The organism is Paenibacillus sp. JNUCC-31 (assembly GCF_014844075.1).
Classification (GTDB): Bacteria; Bacillota; Bacilli; order Paenibacillales; family Paenibacillaceae; genus Paenibacillus.
On sequence record NZ_CP062165.1, the window covers coordinates 3,082,985 to 3,103,481 of the forward strand.

A 20,497-nucleotide genomic window follows, 5' to 3' on the forward strand; every position below is an offset into this window, starting at 1 on the left:
CCTCCTTCCCATTAAGACTGGAGCAGTTGATGCGCCTTTACAATGGCTGTTGCCACATCCACCATCCGTTTACGTTCATCCATCGCTTTCTTGCGCAGCAAGTCATAGGCCTCCGATTCGGAAATCTGCTTCAGATCACACAGGATTGCTTTGGCCATGTCAATCCATTTCCGGTCCTCCAGCCTGGATTGCAGCTGCTTGCGCTCCTGCTCCCACTGCTTGCGTTCCATATAACGCTTGGCTGCAAAATGAAGGGTCCAGTGAATCTCCGGCCCGCTCATGGAGGGGGTGAGTATTCCGTCAAAGGACGTCTCCACCTCGCAAGATTCTGCCGAAGAAGAGGCCGTATCCGGGGCACACCACCAGAGCAGTGGTGTGTCCGACTTCCCCTTTCCCAGAGATTGCACCCAATACTCCATGTCTGCCAGAGACAAATGAAGGATGGATGCGTCAGCTCCGCCAGCCAACTTCAGCGCCTCCGTCTCACTGTCTGTCACCTGCACATGATACCCATTCGCTCCCAGTAGTTTCTCCGGTGTCAGAGGGATTGCATCAATCGAGGCAGATAGTGTTGGCTGAACACGGATGACCAATAAAGATCGCATGATGGATCAATCCCTCCCTATTACATTTGGCATACTCAGATAAAAGGGGAGCCTCGTCTGTTCTCTGCCCCACACTTATGTCATATTACCTTACAAATTGAACAAATCTTTATTTGATGACATTCATTGTTGAAGTGAATCTATGTCGTTCGCTCCTAATGCCGATAAACCCATGTAAACATAATTAACTTTAAATTTCAAATACTTTTTTATGTTAACTATATTGACATGAAGAGATGGATCTTTTATAGTTAGGCCATAACAACTCCATATTTGAATCGATCACAGCTACAACGGCGTAGCTGGTTGAAACGGCAATGAAGCCTGTTTTGCAATCTCGGAGCAAGGGATGCGTATGTGTATGCGCAATCCTCCGAGGCATAACAGGCTTTTTCTATTTTAGAGCAATGTTTTGGGCATTTAGCAGAATGGAACCAAGGGGGCTAACTACAATGAGTACAACGAAAAAATTGGTACTGGTCGGCAATGGCATGGCAGGAATCCGAACCATTGAACATATTCTCAAGCTCGCACCACACGCTTATGAAATCACCGTCTTCGGCGCTGAGCCGCATCCCAACTACAATCGCATTATGCTCTCCTCTGTCCTCGCAGGTGGCACGAGCATTGAAGATATTGTGATCAATGATTGGAGCTGGTACGAAGACAATGGCATTCAGGTATACCCGGGTGACCCTGTCATCCAGATTGATGCCAATCGCAAGGAGGTTGTATCCCGGAATGGTGTACGCGCAACCTACGATGAGCTGATTATGGCGACAGGCTCTCAAGCCTTCATGCTGCCACTCCCGGGAGCGGACAAAGAAGGCGTGATCGGTTTCCGGGACATCAAGGACTGCGAGACGATGATGGCCGCATCGCAAACGTATCGCAAAGCCGCCGTCATTGGAGGTGGCCTGCTTGGACTGGAAGCTGCGCGGGGCCTGCTCAATCTGGGCATGGACGTGACGGTCATCCACATTAACGGGCATCTGATGGACCGGAATCTGGATTTGCCAGCAGGTCTAATGCTCCAGCGGGAGCTTGAGGAGCAGGGTATGAAGTTCCTTTTGAACAAACATACCGAAGAAATCACAGGCAAACATCGGGTCAAAGCCATTCGGTTCACAGACCAAACGGTGCTTGAAGCCGATCTGGTCGTCATGGCCGTCGGAATAAGGCCCCAGGTTGAACTGGCCCGTCAGGCGGGCTTGGACGTGAGCCGAGGTGTCATCGTGGATGATTATATGAACACCAGCATACCTGGCATCTCGGCTGTGGGCGAATGCGCAGAGCACCGCGGGATTGCATATGGACTGGTGGCTCCATTATATGAGCAAGGCATGGTACTGGCGAAGCGTCTTGCGGGTGCGGCAACGGAAGGTTATGAAGGATCTGTGACTTCGACGAAGCTCAAAGTATCCGGTGTAGACGTCTTCTCCGCAGGGCAGTTCAAGGATTCAGCGGGCACCCGCAGCATTCGCATACAGGACGACGTGGATGGTGTCTACAAAAAGATGGTCCTGAAAGACGGAGAGCTGATTGGAGCTGTATTGTTTGGTGATACAACAGATGGTGCATCCCTTTTCTCCCTCATTAAAAGTGGGGAGAACATTAGTGGACGCGAAAAAGAAATATTGCTCGGCGTACCCTCAGGTTCCGGTTCAGGCTCTGGTCCATCCATTGCTGAACGCATGGCAAGTATGCCAGTTGACGAGATCGTCTGTGGATGTAATGGTGTTACCAAAGCTGCCATCGGTGATGCTGTGCTGAACAAAGGATGCAACACACTGGGTGCCATTAAGTCCTGTACCAAAGCCTCAGCTTCCTGCGGTGGATGCAAACCGATTGTGGAATCATTGCTTGTCCATTATGCAGGCGATGCTGTGGGTGAACAGGTGAAAGAAGGCATCTGTGGCTGTACTTCCTATGACCGTGATGAGATTGTTTCCCAGATCAAGGAGATGGGACTGAAAACCGTGAAGGAAGTTATGAATGTACTCGGTTGGAATGAGCCTGAAGGCTGCTCCAAATGCCGTCCATCCCTCAACTATTATCTCGGCATGATCTGGCCGACCGAATATGAGGATGAGCGGGTATCCAAATTCACAAATGAGAGGTATCACGCCAACATCCAGAAAGACGGCACGTATTCCGTTATTCCACGGATTTATGGCGGTGTCACTTCCCCGGCAGAGTTGATGAAGATTGCCGCAGTTGCGGAGAAATACGACGTACCCATGGTGAAGTTCACGGGTGGGCAACGGCTCGATCTGCTCGGTGTACAGAAGGAAAATCTGCCGAAGATTTGGGAAGAGCTTGATATGCCTTCCGGCTTCGGTTATGGCAAGGCATTGCGAACCGTCAAGACATGTGTGGGCAACACGTTCTGCCGATTCGGAACACAGGACTCCATTGAGATGGGCATTCGTCTGGAGAAAAAACTCGACAAGATGGTCGCTCCTGCCAAAGTGAAACTCGCTGTCTCAGGTTGTCCACGGAACTGTGCAGAGGCCACAATTAAGGATCTGGGTGTTGTTGCAATTGACGGAGCATGGGAACTGCATGTCGGTGGCAACGGTGGAGTTAAGGTCCGTGCAGCCGAGCTGTTATGTACGGTGAAGACTGACGCTGAAGTGGAAGAGTGGACTTACGCCTACCTTCAATACTATAGAGAGAATGCACGATGGAATGAGAGAACAGCGGCTTGGATTGAACGGGTCGGTCTGGATCATGTAAAAAAAGCACTGGAAGACCGCGACGTACGTCTCGCACTGGTAGAAAGACTTGAATTAACCCTGGGGCGTACCGTCGATCCATGGAAAGAAATCATTGATAACGAAAAATTGCGTAAAAACTTCACCCCCTTGGCTGATGCACAGCCCACAGCCCACTAGAAGAGGAGGATCAGCCATGAATAAATTACGAATTGGACACCTTACGGATATTGATGAGAAAGGATCACGAACATTTAAGGTACTGGATACTGAAATAGCTGTCTTCAAATTAAGTGACGGAAGTCTGCACGCTGTAGAGAATCGCTGCCCTCACAAGGGCGGCAGACTGTCAGAAGGCATGGTATGCGGGACGGCAGTCCATTGCCCTCTGCATGATTGGAAGATTGATCTTCGCAGTGGCAAGGTACACGAACCGGATGAAGGTTGTCTGAACACATACCCGACAGAAGTGGATGGAAACAGCGGGGAAATCTACATCACCATTGCAGGTTAAAGGTTAAGTTACCCTGACATCAAGGAGGAATACGCTATGGATTTTGTTAAACCGGCAGAAGTATTGCAATCAATGGTCGAGGCAGGAGAAAGCAAAGCCAGAATGAACCGGGTACAGCTGCTGATCCGAGGTTTTTTGGCGGGAGCTATCCTTGCTTTTGCAACAACCCTGGCGTATACCGCTGTATCTCAAACTTCCATTGGTTTGGCAGGTGCATTGATTTTCCCAGCGGGGTTCGTCATTATCATTCTGCTGGGGCTTGAACTCGTAACCGGGAGCTTTGCCCTGATCCCGCTCGCGGTGATGAAGCGCAAAGTCAGTGTGATGGATATGCTGAGCAATTACTTCTGGGTCATTGCAGGCCATGTGATCGGATGTTTATTCTATGCTCTATTATATGGGCTGACTCTTACCAAAATGGGGACGGACATGAGCAACCCGCTCATCCAAACGCTAGTCCAGACCAGTGAAGCCAAAACATTGGGGTATCAACACCTGGGCGGAGCAGGTATCGTTCTTGTGGTCATCAAAGCGATTCTATGTAACTGGATGGTCACTCTCGGAGTGGTCATGGCGATGACCTCCACTTCCACGCTCGGTAAAATTGCAGCGATGTGGTTGCCCATTACTATCTTTTTCGCACAAGGTTTCGAACACGCTGTAGTGAATATGTTTGTCATTCCGGCAGGCATGATGCTGGGCGCCGATGTCAGTATCGCAGACTGGTGGCTGTGGAATCAGATTCCCGTGCTGGTGGGCAACTTCATTGGCGGTGCCATATTCACAGGATTTGGCCTTTATGCAGCTCATAGATGGGGAAGTCCTGTCAAGCTTTCATCCACGCTGGCAACCATTCCGGGTGGCCGTTCAGGACTAGCCAGTCCTGATACTGCATCCAAGCTGGGGACACCATCATGAGCCGGGGCCTGGTAAGTATCGTTGGTGCAGGTCCTGGAGATCCTGAGCTGATTACGGTAAAAGCCCTGAAACGCATCCAGTCCGCAGATGTCATCCTGTATGATCGACTTGTTAATGAGCAGTTGCTTGCCGAAGCCCGTGAAGGCGCGCTCCGAATTTACTGCGGCAAAGCCCCAGGCCTGCATTCAATGACTCAGGAAATGATCGGACGTATATTGGCCGCGCATGCTGCAGAAGGCAAACAGGTGGTTCGACTCAAGGGCGGCGATCCATTCATCTTTGGGCGCGGAGGTGAGGAAGCCATTGTACTTGCACAAGCCGGAATTCAATTCGAAGTTATTCCGGGTATCACTTCAGCTGTGGGGACATCCGCTTCATCTCTTATACCGTTAACACATCGCGGAGTGGCTTCATCCTTCGCATGTGTAACCGGAACCGGGAGTGACGGAAACGTATCCTCTGTCCGCTGGGACCTGCTCGCCCATAGTGTAGACACCCTGGTGATCTACATGGGCATCAGTCAATTGCCCCAGATTCAGCACGAATTGCTTCACCATGGCAAAAGCGGCTGCACACCAGCGGCGCTGATAGAACGAGGTACCACCTCGCAGGAGCGAATTATTACAGGTACACTTGCCGAACTTCATTCACTCGCCCTGTCGCAAAACGTAAGTAATCCGGCGCTAATTATGATTGGAGAGGCCGTCCGTGTACGCGAACAGGTGCTTCAACTGCAGCAGGCGGCTAATACCTCGATGACAGGGTAACCTCCCCTACCCTTCCTATCTAATCCAACATCATACGTTCATGAATCGTCCGACCCTTCTGCCCTGGTTCAATCAGCAGACGGGTCGGTTTGATGTTAATTAGCGCTGTCAGCTGCTCCCCCATGTAATGCGCCGAATATTTAAACCCGATCTCGGCCCAATGCATAATGACGCCGACCGTTGCTGAAACAAGATAACTCAGCATAATATCGTAATTAATCGTGTATTCACTGTCTTCAGTTACGAGAACGAAGTCTTCCGTTAAATAGGTGCGGAACATATTGCTTAACCGGGAAGCCATATCACTGTGCATCGTCATTAAGGCCCGAAAAATATCCTGATGAGCTTCGATATATTCAAACACCGGCATCGTGGATGGCAGCAATGTCGTCATGTCCACCTCCTTCAACTTCGCGTAAGGCTCCGCATAGGCTTGTCCCACGCCCTGCATGAAATCATCCAAAATGAATTGCAGCAGCTCCGGTTTGCCAGGGAAATGCAAATAAAAGGTTCCCCGATTATAATCCGCCCGCTCCGTAATATCACGGATCGTAACGGCGTCAGCTCCCTTTTCCAATATCAAAGAAACCGCCGCCGCAATGATGGCATCCTGCGTTCTTCGTGCTCTCCGGTCCTGAGGCTGTTCGATAATCAACATTTCCACCTCCTTTGTCCATTATTGTAACCTAAATGAACACCGCTTACATCTCTGTCCGATAGCAGACATATGCGCTGTCAATGATGATTGTCACATTCCTATGTATATCTTAACATTAAGACAGGAACGATAGACCACAGGTTGAATGTTTTCTTTTCATTACACCTGATCTTAATTCATAAGGAGCGAACAAATCATGAGTACAACATATACCCAAACAGCCGTCATTACTGGAGCAGCCGGAGGCATTGGTAAAGAATTGGCACGCCGTCTCGCTGAACGCAAAATTAATCTGGTACTGGTCGATCTGAACGAAGACGCCATTCAGCAAACCATCACAGATCTGGGTCTCGACAAAGAGCACGTTATTGCGGTAAAAGCGAACGTATCTCAGGAAGCAGACGTAAAAAACTATGTGCAGCAAGCACTTGATACGTTTGGCCGAATCGATTATTTTGCCAACAATGCCGGGATTGAAGGTCCAACTGGATTAATCGAAGACCTGAGCGTTGAAGCACTCGACCTTGTATATAACGTCAATGTGCGGGGTGTATTCCTTGGCTTGCAGAATGTGATTCCAGTCATGAAAAAACAAAAATCCGGTGCAATTCTGAATACATCTTCCCTTGCAGGTCTAATGGGCGCTCCTGCTGTATCTCCATATATCATGTCCAAACATGCCGTTGTTGGTCTTACCCGTACAGCAGCAAATGAACTTGCGCCTTACGGTATCCGGGTTAACGCCGTATTGCCAGGAACCATTAACACACGCATGATGCGTCAAATTGAAGCAAACTCCGGTAATGTGGAAGATTATCAATCCGCTACCGTAGCCAGCATTCCGATGGGCCGCTACGGTGAGCCGGAAGAAGTCGCAGCGATCATGAACTTCCTGCTGTCTGAAGAAGCTTCCTATGTGACTGCTTCACTCTACACTGTAGATGGCGGTATGATGGGTCAATAAAAAGCTGTACCGATGGGCGATCCGAAAGGACGTGTGCGAAGCCCAGACGGTACAAACTAAAAAAGACCTCAACACCACAATAACGTGGAGGTTGAGGTCTCTTTTCTAACTAGTCCTAAAGAATCCAGGAAACCTTATAACGGTCGATAGAGCTTAGTTCCCGAACTATCGAACCTCAGACACGCTAAAGCCGCAGATAAGCTGCAATTGCACCGAAAAACCACAGAAAGCGAGAGAATAACGTCACTCGGATTCCTTAAATGATCAGACAAGTGATAAATGCCTGAATAGCTTCAATCAGGTTCGTTAGATGTTTGCCTTCTTAATCCACGTAGCCTGCATGGCCTTTTTCCATTAAGTAGTCCATCTCGGCATCCAGAATGCCTTCAACGGTCAGTTCATCCAGCTTCACATCTTTGCGGCTTAGAATATAGTCGGCCAGATCATCACCGTCGATATCCACGTCACCTTTGGCATTTTCATGCGCCTTGTTAATGTAAGCTTGCTCATGCTTCAGAACAAGGGCGATATTTGCTTGGCTCGCCTTGGTCTTCTCTGCAATATACTCCATCATTTCCTGTTCATTAATCGCATTCGTTTCAGTCACGTTCTCTGTCAGCTCCTTGATTCATACATTCTGTTGCCATTGTAGCATAGGTTAACCCATTACATGCAGAACTTATGCTTGACGATCGTTAACTCTTTTTCCAGTCCCCTATTCCCGTAATTGAAATAATCACTTCATCTCCAGCTTTAGGACAAACGGACGTAGAATGTCGCACTTTCACCTACAACACTTCGAGCGTAGATCTCGCCCTTGTGCTGTTCCACAATCGAACGGGCAATCGCAAGACCCAGTCCGTGTCCACCATGTTTCCGCGCTCTGGAAGCATCCGTACGATAAAATCGATCAAAAATCCGGTCCAGATGTTCCGGCGCGATGCCGTCCCCTGTATTGGAAACCGCCAGCACAACCTCATGATTCTGTTTCTTCAGTGATACATTGACCGAACCTTTGGCTCTGGAATATTTCACGGCATTATCCAGCAGGATCAGAACGACCTGTTTAATCTGTTCGCTGTTCCCATGTACCGTGAGCTGTGGTTCAATGCTGTAATCCAGTGATATATTTTTCTCGAAAATGACAGCTTCCATCGTCAAAATAATCGTTTCGACCGCATCACTCATATTAAATTTGGAGTGAATCATCGAGGCACGCGAATCGTCAATCTGAGTCAGATATAACAGATCATTTGTCAGTCCCGACATCCGCTCTGTCTCTGACTTGATGTAATTCAGCCATTTGGCCTGATTTTCAATCGTATCCTCCCGGTTCGCGAGAAGTACGTCTGTATTGGTGTTAATAATCGCAAGCGGCGTTTTCAGCTCATGCGAGGCGTCGGCAATAAACTGCTTCTGCTTCTCAAATGCTTCCTTCACCGGAGCAATGGAACGATTGGCGAAATAACGGCTTAGGAAGTAGATGACGATGACCATGAACAATCCGACAACGGCAAACGTATAGATCAGGTTCGTGAGAATACCCTGTTGGGCCGTCACATCGATGAAAACAATCATGTGCCCCTCGCTGCTCGGATCGATCACATAAGCCCAGTCTGTTCCATCCAGTGAGAATTGGCCAGTCTTTCGGTCCCTGTCATCCACTTTATCGACCTTTTGCAGTGCTTCGGCATAGAACGTCTCTTCCATATCAAACCTGGAGTTCGTATCCGTGATCTTCCATGCACTGTCCGTCTTGATCATAAACGATACGGAACGCCCCGGCGGTGAGTTCGGATCTCCTCCCGGCGCTCCATTACCAATGGAATCAGACGGTAGTGACCCCGTCCCTGAATCCCTGTCATCGCCGCGCGGCATCTTGCTGGTGTTGTACGGCCCATGATAGAAATCGGACACTTTGAATAGCTCCATGTTGGTTTCACGCTGTACATTCTGGTATGTAATGATATAGATCGTTGCAAAAGCAACCAGCATCATAATCGAAATAGATACCAGATTCACAATCAGAAATCGATTTCTGAGTTTCTTGAACATCAGGACGTCACCTCAAGTACATACCCCACCCCACGAATCGTATTAATGCGAACTGTGGAGTTCAAGAAAGTTAACTTTTTACGTAAAAATGAGATGTACACCTCTACGTTGTTATATTCAACTTCCGAATCGAATCCCCACAACTTCTCAATGATCTGCTCTTTGGAAGTTATAGCCTGTTTACGCGTGACCAAAAGCTCCAGCAATTCATTTTCCTTCAGATTAAGTTTGATTTCTTTCCCCTGAACAGTCAGTTTCAATTGCGTCGTATTCAGTTCAATATCACCAAACTTCAGCGCATCCTCCGGCACAACCTCTCCCTTTCTTCTCAGGGCAGCACGAATCCGGGCAAGCAGTTCCTCTGTTGCGAACGGTTTTGCGATATAGTCATCAGCGCCATAATCCAATCCGGTAACCTTGTCCGACAGCTCTCCTTTGGCCGTCAGGAGAATAACCGGGGTATGATTTCCTTCGCTGCGCAGTTTCCTCAATACGGTGATTCCGTCCATTTCCGGCATCATGATATCAAGCAGCAGCAGATCATAGATGCCGCTTAGTGCATAGTCGAGTCCCGTTCTCCCGTCATGGACCAGGTCCACGGAGTAATTGTTTTTCTTCAATATTTGTGACACGGCTTCCGCCAAATGAACCTCATCTTCCGCAATAAGTATTCTCATCGGTTCTTCATTCCTCTGCATGAATTGGTTTCGAAATATTTCAATCTATTATACCAACGATTATATCAACGGAACCTTGAATCAATCTTAATTCATTTTTTCCGAGAACTATTAAAGGAAGGTAAAAAAAGATCAACGGAATGTAAAATCATTTAAGATTCATTCAAGGTTGGCCCTCTAAGATACAGACATGGAAGCAATACACGATGAGACAAAACATACAAAACATGGACGAAAGGACTGAACCCGAATGGCCATTGAAGTATTCAACCGATATGAAAGCAAGTATCTCCTGACCGATGAGCAGTACGAGAACTTTTATGCTGACTTGTTGAAGTATATGGAGCTGGATGCTTATAACAAGAAACATGAGTTTTACTCCATCAGCAACCTGTACTTCGACACTCCGCATGACTCCCTGATCCGCGCCAGTCTCTCCAAGCCCAAATATAAGGAGAAACTGAGATTGCGTGCTTACGGAGTTCCTGAAGAGAATGCCAAGGTGTATCTGGAGATCAAAAAGAAAGTGTTCGGCCTGGTGAACAAACGCAGAACTGCCCTGAAGCTGGATGAAGCCTACGATTTCGTTCATACCGGACAGGCGCCGGAACTGGCTGATTATATGAATAAACAGGTCGTTGAAGAGATCAAGTACTTCCTCCGACTGTACGACTTGGAACCTAAAGTGTATCTGGCCTATGAACGCAAAGCCTTGTTCGACAAGAACAGCCGCGATCTCCGCATTACCTTTGACACCAACATCCGCAGTCGCAGATATGATCTGAAACTGGAGCAGGGAGATTACGGTGAACCGCTGGTGAAAGACGGACGCTGGCTGATGGAAGTCAAAGCCGAGAAAACCGTCCCCATGTGGCTCTCCCAACTCTTGTCCGAACATGGCTTATATCGCACCGGGTTCTCGAAATACGGCAATGAGTACAGACATCTGGCAAGAACAACGAACCTGAATTACCAGACAGAACGTATACTCGTGCCGGGTACAGACTTCAACCCATCCATAGAATACGAAAAAACAATCACAGAAAGAGAGCGTGTAGTATATGCTTGATTCCATTTTTAGCTCAGCACTAACCGACACCACCCTGACTTTTAGTAATGCGATTCTAACGATCGGTCTTGCCATCATCATGGGGGTCATCATCAGCCTGACGTACATGAAGACCAATCAGAGCACCTATTCACAAAGCTTCACACTAACCATGGTCGTACTTCCAGTCATTGTCGCCATTATCATTCTTCTGATCGGCAGCAACATTGCCCGGGCATTCAGCCTGGCGGGTGCCTTCTCCATCATCCGATTCCGAAGCGCACCTGGTGACCCGAAAGACATCGCTTATGTTCTGTTCACCATGGCTTCCGGTCTTGCCTGCGGTGTAGGCGCATTCGGTTATGCTGTAATGTTCACCATCATCCTGTGTGTATTGATGTTTGTTCTGAGCCGCTTCAACTTCGGCGGGAAGAAAACCCAGCAAAAAACGCTGAAAGTCACCATTCCGGAAAACTTGAGCTATGAAGAAGCACTGAACGAAGTGTTCCATACATTCAACGTACCTTTTGATCTCAAAAAGATCAGAACGACCGAACTCGGCAGTCTGTACGAGCTTGTGTACAGTGTTACCATTCACGAGAGTGTAAGCCAAAAAGAATTTTTGGATGCGATTCGTACACGAAACGGCAATCTGGATATCTCGTTAACGATGAGTCCAACACCAGAATACTAATTTGAATTCGAAGGGAACGATATAAGATGAAAAAGAAAATTATAACGGGCAGCAAATTGTGGTCCATCGCCATGATTACGGCAATGGTCACGGCTTGCAGCGCTCCGGCTGCGACCAGCAGCACCGCAAATGCCGCAACGTCAACAACAGGAACAACCAAAACGGTATCCGTCAGTGAGCAAACATCTGTGAAATACACTGATCTGGTGTCTATGGATGCTGATGATACCAATGTAAGCTGGAGTGCAACGGATTCCACAACAATTAAGCTGAATGGAACGACCGCCTCCATCACAGGATCAGGTGCAAAAGCAGCCAACGGATCGGTAACCATCTCTGCAGCGGGTACCTATGTTCTTAGCGGCAAACTAACCGATGGGCAAATTGTGGTCAATGTTGCAGATAAGGGCACCGTACATCTCGTATTAAACGGGGCGACAATCAATGACAACGACAGTGCAGCTATCTATATCCAGAAAGCGGGTAAAGCCATCATCACGCTGGAGGAAGGTACCGAGAATGCTGTCTCGGATGGCAAAACTTACGTATACGCCGACGCAACAACGGATGAGCCGGATGCAGCCATCTTCAGCAAGGCAGACCTGACGTTTAATGGTACAGGCAAGCTGACGGTTACAGGTAACTACAATGAAGGCATTACGAGCAAGGATGATCTGAAAATCGTTAGTGGCACAATTAACGTCAAATCCGCCGATGACGGCATCAAAGGTAAAGATATGGTGGCGATTCAAGCCGGTACCATTACCATTGATTCAGAAGGTGACGGCATTAAATCCACAAACGATACGGATACGACCAAAGGCTTTGTTGCCATTGCTGGAGGTACATTCAACATCCAGAGCGGCAGCGACGGCATTCAAGCGGAAACCGCATTGGTTACGAATGGCGGCACATTTGACATCGTAACCGGGGGAGGCAGTGCCAATGCACCAGAAAAAGTAGAAGAAGGACCATTTGGCGGCGGTGGCGGCGGATGGGGTGGCGGTACACCTCCAACCGATATGGGCACACCACCGGATGGGGAACCACCTGCCGATATGCCTAGCAATGATGGAACGAACGCAACAGGCGCAGCACCATCCGGCTCCGCGAATGCAACAGCGACTGCTGATTCCAATGCAGATGCAGACACAAGCACAACGGCTGCAGAAGAAGAAACAACGAGTGCCAAAGCACTTAAAGCAGGAGCAGATCTTACCGTCAATGGCGGTACGTATACGATCGATTCCATGGATGATTCCCTGCACAGCAACAACAATGTGACCGTCAATGACGGCAAGTTCAGCATTGAATCCGGCGATGACGGCATTCATGCAGATCAGGCGCTTACGATTAACGGCGGAACCATTACCATTGCCAAGAGCTACGAAGGTCTTGAAGGTGCAAGCATCACCCTGAACGATGGGGATGTGGATGTGACTGCATCGGATGATGGCGTGAATGCATCTGGCGAAATCAATGCAACGGATGCGGATACTGCAACCACTACAGATGACAGTACGGAGAAAGCCGATACAACTGCAGCTTCCAACATCTCTGTTACAGAGACAACAGGCACTACATCCACAACATCAACTACGGAGCAATCCAATCAAAGTACAGACGCGAATAGCAATACTCGCCCACAAGGCGGCGCTCCAGGTGGTATGCCGGGTGAATCCGCCAGCAGCAGTGAGCTTCATATCAACGGCGGCTCTCTCACCGTCAATGCAGGCGGCGACGGACTGGATTCTAATGGCTCCATCTATATGACAGGCGGAACCGTTATTGTGAACGGTCCAACAGACAATGGCAACGGAGCACTGGACTATGACGGCAACTTTGAGTTGAGCGGCGGATATCTGGTCTCAGCCGGCAGTTCCGGCATGGCTCAGGCAACATCTGAGGCATCGACTCAAAATACCATTGCCATGACGTTCCCTGAAACGCAAAAAGCAGGAACACTGGTACATGTGGAAGACAGCGAAGGAAACAACATTCTGACCTTTGCCCCAGCGAAAGATTATCAAACATTGGTTGTTAGCTCCACGGATCTGAAAAAAGACGGTTCATACGTGATCTACTCCGGCGGGACTTCGACTGGCACAGCAGTGGATGGACTTTATACCGACGGAACGTATAGTGGCGGAACCAAAATGGTTGCCTTCCAATCCACAAGCAATGTAACTTGGGTGAATGAATCCGGTGTAACAACTGCGAATTCAGGTATGGGTGGTCCAGGCGGAGGCCGTGGCCAAGGCGGATTCGGAGGCGGAAGAAACAGAACAGAGTACAGTACAACGGGTACAACAACCGACACTACAGGCACAACCGATTCCACGAAATAGGTTAAGATTCTGGCCATTAAAGCTAATATAAATAGGGGATTAAAAAAGGGGATGTCCCATACGTCATGAATATGACGGGGGACATCCCTTATATCGCGCGGTTTAATAAAGGTTGGCATATGACGATCCCGGCAAACGGCCGAGCAAGCAACGTTTTTTTGTTCTTATGAACCCGGTACACGCTATTCGCTCCCATTTACCCAGGTCTGAGATCTAACGAATCACAGTGACGTTATTTCGGCGATCAGTCGTTTTTTTAGGTTATGACGCTGTATTCTGACGGAATAACGTTACGGAGGTTCGTTAAACGTTGCAATCCTTGATTATCGACCTTTTAAGATCTCCAAGGTTCATTAGCGCTTATTACATGATTTTCCACTAATCAAAACGTATATACATACACCTTCGTACGCAACGTATCCCGGCACGTGATGGTCCGTAGCGGTATCTTGTCTGGCAATGCAAAACAGACGCTAATAACCTTTGCTCCTGGAGGCAGTTCCCGGCTGAATTTGTCCATGAGCCGATTCATTGCGCCGGGGAACAAATAACAGATGACGCAATCTGCGTGTTCATATGAACTGGTATAGATGTTGCCACGGATGAACCTCAGCCGCCCCTCCAGAGAATGGCGTTTTCCCTTCGCCCGCCGGAAGTGGACACTTAGAAAAGCTGTCAGTTGGGAGGCCCACAAGGGAACGATTGAATTTTCAATCCCCGTAAGCCGTTTGCCAGGGCAATGCCTGACCACGTCCAGTGCCAGCGTTCCCCACCCGGAGCCCGCTTCAATGACGTCACCGTAACCGGGAATGCGATTGACCTCCTGAATGACTGTCTGCCTGACGATGCTGGATGTGGGCATCGGTGAGATTCCATTTCTCCAACTGACCAGCACGATAGATACCACGGATATAAGTGACACCACAGCAATCAGCCATGGTATAAATTGAATTATCAACATAACCTCAACCCTTTGGATTTAATTAAGAGGCAGCATTTGTACCTTCATCATAACAAAAGGAGCTTCCCCAGGTCCAAAAAAACCTGGCAGAAGCTCCCTTTTTCTTATTCTAATTTGGCTTTTATCTCATTCCATCCTTCTGCTCATTCCACGCATTCAATCCGGCACATGGGACTTCATGTATACCCCTTTTTTGTACACGGACTTGATTGTAAAATGAACCCCCAGCTTGCGATTCGTCCGGTAAATCAGCGAATTAATCTCGTCAATGCCTACAGACTCACTCTCCAGCATGCTTCGCTCCGGCCACACTTGGCCGACAATCTGCTCCCGAGTCACGAAGTGATCCAACTGGCTGTACAGCAGTTTGAACAGCTGGTACTCCTTCTTGGACAGCGGAATTTCCACTTCGCCAATCTGCACGGTTTGCAGGTGATCCTGCAAACGCACACCCTCACCCAGCAGATCGGATATCCGATACTCCCTCGTTTCTTCAAGATCTCCCTCTGTGCGAAGCTGGATCAAGCCGTTGACCAGCGTCAGGCTATCTCCCTCGGCGAAGGGGTATTTCTCATAAGGAACAAGGCGCTGCCCGTTCAATTCGGTTCCATTTTTGCTATCCAGATCCTCAATCCACAGCTGATGCTGCTCATCATAATGGATGCGGCAATGCCGCTTCGATATCAACTGATTGTAGACAGACAAGTCCAATTCATCTCCACCCGTATAACGCCCCACTGTAATGGAGCGCCCCTGGCTGACATAAGCGAACGAACCGTCACTTTCCTGCCCTGGCGTACGAATGACGATTTTTGCCGTCTCCCGCATGTTATTCTCCCACCTTCAAATATCACTCTATCTCTATGAGCGTTCCGTTTCATAAATAATGATAAATTCATCAGATTTGTTCCATTGTTTGCATTCATAATAATTTATATAGTGTATACAGGCATCGTTATATGCTTTTCTCTACTATACCAGACGTTGTGCCCTTTTTCTCATAACGGTCGTATACATGCCTTAGCCCAATCAACAAGAGAGGTACCTCACTATGAACAAAAAAAACATTTTCATATATGTGCTGCTCGCCTTCACCCTGTCCATAACATTAACCGTGTTATCTCGTATGAACGATGATGGCGGAGAATCACTGAAAGGCACAACTACAACCGAAACGTCGTGGTTGCAACTAAACACCCACCCTTAATTCTACTCTATTATAACGCGATCACCGCGAAAAACGTTTCATGAATGTCATCTTATGCTGGGTCATGCCGTGCTAGGTGAGTATTAGATTCTAATCCGTTCATCAGAATAAGGCCCCTGGACGCTAATAACCAGCGCTCAAGAGCCTCATTGTAGTGCAGTTTTATGATATGGATACCGATTAAGCTCACCTGATCATGACTTCTTTTAAAAGTGATGCTACTGCGGAATTACATGCCATCAACGCCGCTTGTTTCTCATGCGTAACTTCCTCCACCCATACACAATGAGAGCTACAGGACCAGCAATCCATAACAACTGCCATAACATGATACTCAGGTCAAATCCCATGTTCTATCCCTCCTCACATGAGTGTGAATGCTGCGTCAACTATCCCAAGATTATTTCTTTTCATCCTCCAGCAGATCCGATTCATTCAGCCGTTCGGTCTCCTTGGCCTGTATTTCCTCCATCCTGCTCGACACCTTCTGATACAGATAGGAAATCCCGAGCAGCAGTATGCCAAAGCTGAAATATGCAATGATTTTGCTGCCGGATGTGAGCAATCCTGCATCATAGAGCACCATTTTCCCGGTGGAAAACAACGTCAGGCCCAGACCGAGTCGCCGAATCATCACATATTTCCTACGGAACCCATAGGCAATGTACAAGATGGCAAGAAGCAGATAGATCAGGCTGAAAATCAGCCCAATATCTCCCCATTGGAACTGAATCGTCAGGAATACAGTGATCACACCCAGCAGATAGACCCCGGCGATAACCGGGTACCACTCAATGCTCTTGAACTGCCTGCGGATTGCCGCGATCAGCAGATCCCTTCCTGCAAAGAACACGCCCACGTTAAAGATAATCAATACAAGCAAGCCTACAACCTCCGCCGCCGTATGCTGCTGAACACCCGGCTGAAGTGCCGGCATGGTTAACGTTACTGCCAGTGCAATACAACAACCCACCGCATGCAGGAAGACGATATAACCCTGCACGATTCGATCACGCAAAAGCTTCACTTTGCCCAATCCATAAGCCAAGGCAAGGGTCAGCGCAGCGAACATCAGCCACTTGTAGAACAGGTATAACAGGAATGAGTCATCGACGACTTTCATATACAATTCATTCGACTCATACAGTACATATATCCACAGATTGGCGAGTGTCGCGTACTTGAATGCATTCAGGAAACCGATCTCTGTCAAGCTATAGTGGTATTTCTCTGCGGACAGAGAGCCGTTGCGATCCATGGCGTAATAGAGCGTAATAAGCAGCGCACCAAGCGTGATGCAGGAGTATTTTAGCATGAAATAAGATTGCTCCCCCATAATGAACAGCACCAGCACATCATAGTACACAAAGGTGAACATGCACAGCAGCACGATGCCCCATCCGGCACGCTCCACCAGCTTGAATCGCTTCAGATGTCCGAGCGTAACCAGTAGAACCCCTTCGATCAGCCAGCCCATGGACAGCCACTTTGCACCAAATTGGAACGGTATAATCAGAATGGCAAAGGTCAGAGAAGTCACGTAGAACAATAGAAGGGTCTGCTTTTCCTGAGGCATCCTCTGTTGGACAAACCGGGCAAGCCCGAAATAGACCATAGCGAAAATCAGAGCAAGCAAGCCCTGTGCGTCATTCCAACCCGCGGCATCGAACAATACATACAACATCAGACAGCTGATGCTCGTATTCATCGCCAGCAGTGCAAAGTCCCACCAGGTTAACTTCACCCGATGTTTGAATGGATAAGCCAGTGTTATGCCGAGATATAATGCAAACGTCACAATGGAATACACCATGCCGATCTGCTCACTTGGCGAGAGCCATAACAGGATGAGCATGGACGGTGTGTTGAACAGAAAACTGATATAGTGCACAATCGGCCACCGTTTGCCAAATGAAATCCATACAATAATTCCGTTTAAGAGCAACAGATAGATCATGGCAACATACACAGCCGAACCTTGAAGGCCAAAATAGGCCATGTAGGAGATTAACGGTAGATACCCTCCAACCAAACCAAGGGAGCAGATTGTCCTGGACTGATACCTCAACGATAGCAGCACGGATACCGCCGAAACCAGGACCGACAAGGCAAGGCCTGTATATAACCCGATCATATGCAGCAGAAAGTAACTGTAGAAGATGGAGCCAAACAGAACGGAAATGCCGCCGCCCAGCAGCCCCATCGCGAACGTCTGCCGTCTGCGCCGGAACAGCCACTCACCTCCGGCAAGCATGAGCACGCCAAGGAGGAAAAAAGCGCCGCCTTTCATCTCATCGTTGAACCAGGTAGCGTATGAGTAGCGAAACGCCGCTCCAACCCCGAGAATAATGAGCAGGATGGCGACCTTGTTGATCCAGCTTAGGCCAATCTTCATCTCCATCCGGTTCTGGCGAATGCGCCGCTGGATGATCTCTTCGCTTAATCCCTCTTCCGCCATATGCTCGTATCCCTGCTGCATCTGCCCACGCAGCGCCTCTTCTCTCTCCCACAGGGTCTGTCTGTGCGCCTCAATACGTTCCTGCACCTCAGCAGCCAGATAATCAATTCTCTCCTTCATCTCGGTGGCTTCGCTCTGAAGCTCCTCTGAAGCCCTGTTGAATATGGCATTCAAATTCACTTTGGCACGATGTTCATGCGCCGCGAGCCGATCATTATGTACACTCGTCTTTCCCCGAAAATACGTCTCCATCTTCTCCTGGGATACACGAATGAGATTTAATTTCTCATCCAGCATCTGTTCGGACAGAGCCATCCGAAGACGGGCATTCTCTTCCTCCATCTTGCGAGTGCGTACTTCAAGCTGTTGCAGCTTGAGTTGATGCGCCTCATATTGTGCTCGCAGATGTTCATTCTGCACGATCAGATCATCGGATTGATACTCCTGGAGCAGCGCATTATATTCCTTCAACAGCTGTTTCTGCTGCTCCTGAACCTGGTGAAGCCGATCCTTGAACTCTTTCATGAGCTTCCTCCGTTGGTTGATGTTGATTTTGTTTCCTATATTTTACTATATGTATGCCATAAAGTGGGGTTTAAGGAATAGAATCATTTACCGTTCTCTGTGGATTGGAAGTCGTTATGGGATTTATACAAAAAAATGCTTACATAACAAAAAGCCCGGGAAGCATCAGCTCCCAGGACTCTCATTCATTGATATAGTCATTCTGCACACGTATACAACTTCCGGTCATCTTACTGAGCCTCGGATACTTGCTTACGCCGGATCTTTCGTATCCGCCGTCTCCGGCTCCATAATTTCGGTGGTATCCGGGTCTAGCCAGTTCGCGATCATCCCTCGCACATATTGCAGATCACTCTCTGACAAATCATAGTACCATGTGCCGCTACGCGTTGCTCCCTCACCCTTCAGCATGTAATTGCTGATTGTTGGTGCGTTGTCTTTCATATATAGAGACTCGGCAAATTTCATAATGAAATCCGAGTTCATGTTGGTTGTAAAATTCGATCCAGCGATCTGGATAACGTCCGGGATCTTGGTGAGATTTTTGACCTCAAGCGCACGATTCATGAAGGCACTTAGAAAAAGACGGTGCCGCATCGTCCGATTGAAATCGGAATCTTCCCGGTAACGTACATAGCCCAGCGCTTCCTCTCCGCTGTAGATCGGTTTGTTGGCTTCAACAAACAGCTTCTCATGCGTTTTCAATTTGTTCTCAATATTTTTCTTAATTGGCAATTCAACACCGCCAACCGCATCAACAATATCCTTGAGTCCGTTAAAATTAATTGCGGCATAGAAATCGACTTTGTTTTCCAACAGATGTTCTACGGTATCCATCGCCATCTTGGCTTCACCATGAGCATACGCAGAATTAATCTTCGATTTCACATCCCGGCCGATAATATCGGTATAGGAGTCACGCGGAATCGACAGCAGCAACACTTTATTTTCCTCCGGACGAACGACAGAATAGATGATCGTATCCGAACGACTAGGTTCGTTATCCCGTTGGTCAATCCCTAGCAGCAACAGCGAGAATGGATCGGTATGTTCTACAACGGGTGCATCCTTATCGCCAACCGGCTTGAAGGATTCATCAAGGGCTTCCTTTACAGTACCCGAGGCAAACAGGTTAAATGCCAGCAGGACGAGTTGTTTTTGATAGATAAATCCGACTCCTCCCAGCACAATGAGTGTGCTAAGGATGATAATTAGAGGCTTCTTCCATCTCTTCTTCGGCTTCTTCGGCTTCCGTCGGGTTAAATGTGCAGCATTGTTCTCCATCATATCTCCTTTAATAACGGTCTTAGAATCATTTAACTATATTAATAACACGTTTTCAATAGATTACGTTATAATCTCCTATACAAGAAATGACAGA

At 48.2% G+C, this 20,497-nt stretch carries 18 protein-coding genes; 9 read left to right on the plus strand and 9 right to left on the minus strand.

All coding sequences use genetic code 11. The features are described 5' to 3' along the window. Window positions 1-11: 11 nt before the first annotated feature. Window positions 12-605: an ANTAR domain-containing response regulator gene (locus tag JNUCC31_RS13255; protein ID WP_192271773.1), complete on the minus strand. Its 594-nt coding sequence runs from the start codon at window positions 603-605 to the stop codon at window positions 12-14. A gap of 452 nt (window positions 606-1,057) precedes the next feature. Between JNUCC31_RS13255 and nirB the strand changes: the two genes are divergently transcribed. From nirB to cobA, 4 genes are read left to right on the plus strand one after another with little or no spacing between them, the layout of a single operon-like run. Next, window positions 1,058-3,502, plus strand: coding sequence for a nitrite reductase large subunit NirB (gene nirB, locus JNUCC31_RS13260; protein ID WP_192271775.1), 2,445 nt, complete (start codon window positions 1,058-1,060; stop codon window positions 3,500-3,502). Window positions 3,503-3,518: 16 nt separating this feature from the next. Next, a complete protein-coding gene (nirD, locus tag JNUCC31_RS13265) occupies window positions 3,519-3,836 on the plus strand; it encodes a nitrite reductase small subunit NirD (protein WP_192271777.1) in 318 nt (105 codons plus the stop codon). Between the two features lie 36 nt (window positions 3,837-3,872). Then, window positions 3,873-4,754: a formate/nitrite transporter family protein gene (locus JNUCC31_RS13270; RefSeq protein WP_192271779.1), complete on the plus strand. Its 882-nt coding sequence runs from the start codon at window positions 3,873-3,875 to the stop codon at window positions 4,752-4,754. Continuing rightward, on the plus strand, window positions 4,751-5,521 hold the full coding sequence (gene cobA, locus JNUCC31_RS13275) for a uroporphyrinogen-III C-methyltransferase (RefSeq protein WP_192271781.1): 771 nt from the start codon (window positions 4,751-4,753) through the stop codon (window positions 5,519-5,521). Before JNUCC31_RS13270 ends, cobA begins: the two co-directional genes overlap by 4 nt. 19 nt (window positions 5,522-5,540) lie before the next feature. Here cobA and JNUCC31_RS13280 read toward each other — a convergent pair whose 3' ends face one another. Beyond that, complete coding sequence (locus tag JNUCC31_RS13280) at window positions 5,541-6,179, minus strand: TetR/AcrR family transcriptional regulator (protein WP_192271783.1); 639 nt, start codon at window positions 6,177-6,179, stop codon at window positions 5,541-5,543. A 196-nt stretch (window positions 6,180-6,375) separates the two neighbouring features. On the opposite strand from JNUCC31_RS13280, the gene JNUCC31_RS13285 reads away from it, so the two are divergent. Then, on the plus strand, window positions 6,376-7,143 hold the full coding sequence (locus JNUCC31_RS13285) for an SDR family NAD(P)-dependent oxidoreductase (RefSeq protein ID WP_192271785.1): 768 nt from the start codon (window positions 6,376-6,378) through the stop codon (window positions 7,141-7,143). Between the two features lie 322 nt (window positions 7,144-7,465). Here the strand turns inward: JNUCC31_RS13285 and JNUCC31_RS13290 are convergent, their stop codons facing one another. The 3 genes from JNUCC31_RS13290 to JNUCC31_RS13300 all read right to left on the minus strand — a co-directional run bounded on the left by JNUCC31_RS13290 (window position 7,466) and on the right by JNUCC31_RS13300 (window position 9,875). Then, entirely contained in the window at window positions 7,466-7,717 is a 252-nt protein-coding gene (locus JNUCC31_RS13290; protein ID WP_192272987.1) for a hypothetical protein, read from the minus strand. Between the two features lie 179 nt (window positions 7,718-7,896). Next, complete coding sequence (locus JNUCC31_RS13295) at window positions 7,897-9,198, minus strand: sensor histidine kinase (RefSeq protein ID WP_192271787.1); 1,302 nt, start codon at window positions 9,196-9,198, stop codon at window positions 7,897-7,899. Continuing rightward, window positions 9,198-9,875: a response regulator transcription factor gene (locus JNUCC31_RS13300; protein WP_192271789.1), complete on the minus strand. Its 678-nt coding sequence runs from the start codon at window positions 9,873-9,875 to the stop codon at window positions 9,198-9,200. Before JNUCC31_RS13300 ends, JNUCC31_RS13295 begins: the two co-directional genes overlap by 1 nt. A gap of 250 nt (window positions 9,876-10,125) precedes the next feature. On the opposite strand from JNUCC31_RS13300, the gene JNUCC31_RS13305 reads away from it, so the two are divergent. From JNUCC31_RS13305 to JNUCC31_RS13315, 3 genes are read left to right on the plus strand one after another with little or no spacing between them, the layout of a single operon-like run. Beyond that, window positions 10,126-10,944, plus strand: coding sequence for a polyphosphate polymerase domain-containing protein (locus JNUCC31_RS13305; protein ID WP_192271791.1), 819 nt, complete (start codon window positions 10,126-10,128; stop codon window positions 10,942-10,944). Then, the gene (locus tag JNUCC31_RS13310) at window positions 10,937-11,617 is read left to right on the plus strand and encodes a DUF4956 domain-containing protein (protein WP_192271793.1); all 681 of its coding nucleotides are present in this window, start codon (window positions 10,937-10,939) and stop codon (window positions 11,615-11,617) included. Before JNUCC31_RS13305 ends, JNUCC31_RS13310 begins: the two co-directional genes overlap by 8 nt. Window positions 11,618-11,643: 26 nt before the next feature. Next, window positions 11,644-13,965, plus strand: coding sequence for a carbohydrate-binding domain-containing protein (locus JNUCC31_RS13315; RefSeq protein ID WP_192271795.1), 2,322 nt, complete (start codon window positions 11,644-11,646; stop codon window positions 13,963-13,965). A gap of 382 nt (window positions 13,966-14,347) precedes the next feature. On the opposite strand, the gene JNUCC31_RS13320 is transcribed toward JNUCC31_RS13315, so the two are convergent. Beyond that, complete coding sequence (locus tag JNUCC31_RS13320; RefSeq protein ID WP_192271797.1) at window positions 14,348-14,926, minus strand: class I SAM-dependent methyltransferase; 579 nt, start codon at window positions 14,924-14,926, stop codon at window positions 14,348-14,350. Between the two features lie 156 nt (window positions 14,927-15,082). Then, window positions 15,083-15,754 (minus strand): FHA domain-containing protein, encoded by a 672-nt coding sequence (locus JNUCC31_RS13325; protein WP_024629750.1) that lies wholly within the window; start codon window positions 15,752-15,754, stop codon window positions 15,083-15,085. A 223-nt stretch (window positions 15,755-15,977) separates the two neighbouring features. On the opposite strand from JNUCC31_RS13325, the gene JNUCC31_RS13330 reads away from it, so the two are divergent. Continuing rightward, complete coding sequence (locus tag JNUCC31_RS13330; protein ID WP_192271799.1) at window positions 15,978-16,133, plus strand: hypothetical protein; 156 nt, start codon at window positions 15,978-15,980, stop codon at window positions 16,131-16,133. A gap of 400 nt (window positions 16,134-16,533) precedes the next feature. Here the strand turns inward: JNUCC31_RS13330 and JNUCC31_RS13335 are convergent, their stop codons facing one another. Then, window positions 16,534-19,116: a DUF2339 domain-containing protein gene (locus tag JNUCC31_RS13335; protein ID WP_192271801.1), complete on the minus strand. Its 2,583-nt coding sequence runs from the start codon at window positions 19,114-19,116 to the stop codon at window positions 16,534-16,536. Window positions 19,117-19,368: 252 nt separating this feature from the next. Then, complete coding sequence (locus JNUCC31_RS13340; RefSeq protein WP_323374377.1) at window positions 19,369-20,403, minus strand: LCP family protein; 1,035 nt, start codon at window positions 20,401-20,403, stop codon at window positions 19,369-19,371. Window positions 20,404-20,497 lie beyond the last annotated feature (94 nt).